This window comes from Propionibacterium acidifaciens DSM 21887 (assembly GCF_000426605.1).
Classification (GTDB): Bacteria; Actinomycetota; Actinomycetes; order Propionibacteriales; family Propionibacteriaceae; genus Propionibacterium; species Propionibacterium acidifaciens.
In genome coordinates this window covers 1-3088 of record NZ_AUFR01000069.1, presented here as the reverse complement: position 1 = coordinate 3088, position 3088 = coordinate 1, and the positions used below count along the sequence as shown (strand labels likewise).

The 3088-nt window shown below is 76.4% G+C and carries 3 protein-coding genes and 1 pseudogene; all 4 read left to right on the top strand.

Features of this window, described 5'->3' with window-relative positions:
* The first annotated feature begins 167 nt into the window (after window positions 1-167).
* Window positions 168-1490, top strand: coding sequence for an ATP-grasp domain-containing protein (locus K336_RS0112295; RefSeq protein WP_028707188.1), 1323 nt, complete (start codon window positions 168-170; stop codon window positions 1488-1490).
* Window positions 1491-1663: 173 nt separating this feature from the next.
* Entirely contained in the window at window positions 1664-2326 is a 663-nt protein-coding gene (locus K336_RS0112290) for an MBL fold metallo-hydrolase (RefSeq protein ID WP_021798060.1), read from the top strand.
* 145 nt (window positions 2327-2471) lie between these two features.
* Window positions 2472-2696: a type II toxin-antitoxin system Phd/YefM family antitoxin gene (locus K336_RS0112285; protein ID WP_021798059.1), complete on the top strand. Its 225-nt coding sequence runs from the start codon at window positions 2472-2474 to the stop codon at window positions 2694-2696.
* A 282-nt stretch (window positions 2697-2978) separates the two neighbouring features.
* Window positions 2979-3088, top strand: a pseudogene (locus K336_RS19835) (inositol-3-phosphate synthase); the annotation flags it as partial.

Below are 3088 nucleotides of genomic sequence, written 5' to 3'. Positions count from 1 at the left end.
GGCCCGCTGCTGTCGCCGTCGTCCTTCTTCATGAAGTCCCCGCCCGAGCAGCGCCACGACGAGTACGCCATGGCCTCCACCGAGGACTTCATCGCGGGCAGGGTCGAGCGCTGAGCGGCCGACCCCGGGGGCGGACGCGCCGGAATCCCCGCACGCCGCGCGAGCGCGTGCTGCTGTCGGAGGGGTCGAGCCTGACGGCCCGCGAGTTCGTCGCCGTGCTGGGCGCTCGCGGCATCGACGTCGAGGTGGCCTCCCCGACCCGCCGCCCGCTGGCCTCCTTCAGCAGGTGGTGCCGGGCGGTGCGCCCGGTCCCGGCCCCCGGGGACGACCCCGTGGGCTACCTGCGCGCGCTCGACGCCCTGCTCGCCGCGGGGCGCTGCACCGCGCTGCTGGCCACCCACGAGCAGGCGTGGCTGCTGGCCGCGGGCGAGCGGTACCTGCCGCACGCCCGCGGGCGGCTCGCCGTCGCCGGAGCCGGGGCGTTCGAGCGGGTGCAGTCCAAGATCTCCTTCGCGGCCCTGTGCGACGAGCTCGGCATCCCCCAGCCCGCCTGGCACGAGGTGGGCTGCGAGGCGGACCTGGACCGGGTCGGGTACCCGGTGTGGGTCAAGGCCGCCTACTCGACGGCGGGCCGCGGCGTCCGCCGCGCCGCCACCCGCGCCGAGGCGGTCTCGGCCTGGCGGGCCCTCGGGGGCGCCGGGACCGCTGGGACCGCCGGGGGCATCGGGACCGCCGGGGCCTCCGACGATTCCGGAAGAGACGGTCCCGGGGAAGCACGGGCCGGGGCAACCGGGAGGACTCCCGAGAGGGCTCCCGTCAAGGTCATGGTGCAGGCGCCGGCCGCCGGGGCCTACCGGCAGGTCGCCGCCCTGTTCGACCGCGGCCGGCTCATCGCGGCGGCCTGCTCCCAGCGCATCGGCCTGGGCGCGGGCGGGTCCGCGGCGTCCCGGCTGTCGGTGGCGGACCCGGGCGCGGTCGACGCCGTCGTCCGCCTGGGCCGGGAGCTGGAGTGGCACGGCGGCCTGACCTGCGACTACTTCGCCAACCGCGGCGGGCGCAGACTGTTCATCGAGTGCAACCCCCGCACCACCGAGCCCGGCAACGCCGCCGCGGCGGGCGTCGACCTGCCGTCCCTCACCATCGCCCTGGCCACGGGCGGGCCGCTGCCCCGCGCGCCGCTCATCGCCCGGGCGGGGGTGCGCACGCGCTCGACCATGGCGCTCGCGCTGGGGGCCGCCGAGACGCGGGGCACCCGCCGGGCGGTCGTCGGGGCACTGGGCCGCGCCCTGTGCGGCCGGGGACCCCTGCGGGGCAGCCGCGAGGTCCTCACCCCGGTCCTGCGCGACCCTCCCGGCCTGGTGCCCGCCCTGGCCGCCGTCGGCGCCGTCCTCGTCCGGCCCGGCGCCGTCGCGGACCTGGCGGGCGACGCCGTCGGCGCCTATGCGATCACGCCCGCCACCATCGCCCGGCTGAACGGCGGACCGGCCTGAGCCCGGGGGCCGATCCCGTCGCGCCCCGTCATTCACCCGGCCCCGGGCGGACCGGCCCGAGCCCAAGGGTCGCGCCCGGCCCGCATCCGCGGCGGTGCGCCCGGGCGGTTCGCCGGGAGGACAATGCGGCGTCGCGCCGCGCCGCCCCGGACCGGGCGGCGTAGCCTGCCGGGGTGCCGACCCCGATCCGAGTGACGAAGATCCACCACGCCTGCCTGACGGTCGACGACGGGAGCACGAGGCTCCTGCTCGACCCGGGCCGGTTCGGGCCCCGCCCCGACCTGGACGGCATCGACGCCGTGCTCATCACCCACCGGCACTTCGACCACTTCGACCCGGAGCTCGTCGAGGAGGCCCTGGGCCGCGGCGTCCCCGTCTGGATGCCGGGGGATGCATTCGGCGACCTCGGCGATTCCAGCGGCGCGGTCGGCGACAACCTGCACGAGGCGGTTGCGGGCGCGACGCTGCGCATAGGCGCCCTGACCGTCCAGGTGTCCGGCAGCCGCCATGCCGAGGTGCACCCGACCATCCCGGGCCCGGAGAACCGCGCCTACCTGATCGACGAGCGGGTGCTCGTCACCGGCGACGAGCACCCCGCCCCGCCGGGGCGCCTCACGGCCCTGGTCACCCCCGCCGACGCCCCGTGGCTGCGCGCCGCCGACCTGATCCGCTACGTGCGCGCCGTGCGCCCCGAACTCGTCGTCGGCGTCCACGACGGCCTGCTCAACGCGGACGGGCTCAGCGTGGCCCGCCGCGTGGTCGACTCGCTGCGGGGCGAGGGCGCGGCCCGATCCGCCCTGCTCGCCGACGGCGAGGCCATCGACATCCCCGAATGACGGCGCCCCCGCTCCGCCGCGGACGCGGGCGGACGAACCGGCGGCGGGGCCGGAGTCGCCGGCACCGCATCGGTCCGGCCCGGACCGCCGCGCGGTCGACCAAGGCGGTTGACCAACCGAAGTCAGATGAAGGATCATTGGTCGCATGAGAACGGTGAAGGTTCAGGAGGCCAAGACGCACCTGTCCGCGCTGCTGGCGGAGGTGGAGCGCGGCTCCACGATCGCCATCGCCCGGGGACCGCGGACTATCGCGCACCTGGTTCCGGCCGACTCCGGTGAGCGCGAACTCGGATTCGGCGGTTACCGACTGCCGGACAGCTTCTTCGACGAGCTGCCCGAGGAGGAGCTGGACGCCTGGGAGGGGGCGTGAGCGACTGCCTGCTGGACACTCACACCCTCATGTGGGCCATCAACGAGCCCTCCCGCCTGGGGGCCGGAGCCGTCGAGGGTGACGCCGCGCTGGACCGCGACCCCGGTCGGGGCGAGCCCGCCGGTCCGGACGCCCGCCGCCCAGCCCGAACCCGCCGCGACCGGCCCCGACCGCGATCGGGGCGGCGAATCGGGTCGGGATTGGGACGATGTACCCGCCGCCCAACGACTAGAGTCGGGAGCATCGCCCCGAGCGGGCGCCGTTGACCGGCTAGGAGAACAGATGAGTAAAATTCGCGTCGCCATCGTCGGCGTGGGCAATTGCGCGTCGTCGCTGGTGCAGGGCGTCACCCACTACGCCGACGCCGACCCGACCAGCACGGTGGGCGGGCT